Annotated in this window: 1 protein-coding gene; it reads left to right on the top strand. The window is 58.3% G+C overall.

Annotation, left to right across the window (positions count from 1 at the left end):
- A partial coding sequence (locus tag J7359_RS19835) for an SDR family oxidoreductase (RefSeq protein ID WP_209060016.1) occupies nucleotides 1-693 on the top strand: 693 nt, incomplete at its 5' end.
- Nucleotides 694-703: the final 10 nt, after the last annotated feature.

The following is a 703-nucleotide window of genomic DNA, read 5'->3' as shown; positions in this document are numbered from 1 at the left end:
CGCGCCGTGGCGATTGCCTATGCCCGCGAAGGTGCGGATGTGGCGTTGATCTACCTTGAAGAGACCGAAGATGCAGCCTCAACTGCGGCATTGGTGCGTGAGGCCGGTCGAGAATGTCTCGAGATTGAGGCTGATCTTTCGCAACCTGATGACTGCAGATCGGTGATTGGCCAGGTCGTCGACGCCTTCGGTGCGATCGACGTCCTGATCAACAACGCGGCTCATCAGCGCACCTTCAATAACATCGAGGACATCTCGGACGAGGAATGGCGATACACCTTCGCCACGAACATCCACTCGATGTTCTACCTGGTAAAGGCGGCGATGCCGTATTTTAAGGAGGGTGCCTCGATCATCAATACCGCATCCATCAACTCCGACGATCCGAACCCGACGCTTCTGGCGTATGCGACCACAAAAGGGGCCATCCAGAACTTTACGATGGGCCTTGCCCAGATGCTCGCCGCTCGCGACATTCGTGTGAATGCCGTCGCACCGGGACCGGTCTGGACCCCACTTATCCCCGCCAGCATGTCCGAAGAGAAGGTGTCCGGGTTCGGGCAGAACTATCCAATGAAGCGACCAGCGCAGCCTGTGGAACTTGCCGCGCCCTACGTCATGCTTGCCGAAGACACCGCAAGCTACATCTCTGGAACGACCATCGCGGTTACGGGCGGAAAGCCGATGATGTGACGCAGTCGGG

This window comes from Paracoccus sp. R12_2 (assembly GCF_017744015.1).
Taxonomy (GTDB): Bacteria; Pseudomonadota; Alphaproteobacteria; order Rhodobacterales; family Rhodobacteraceae; genus Paracoccus.
The sequence above is the reverse complement of the archived record's forward strand: the minus strand, read 5'-3'. Positions and strand labels throughout refer to the sequence as shown.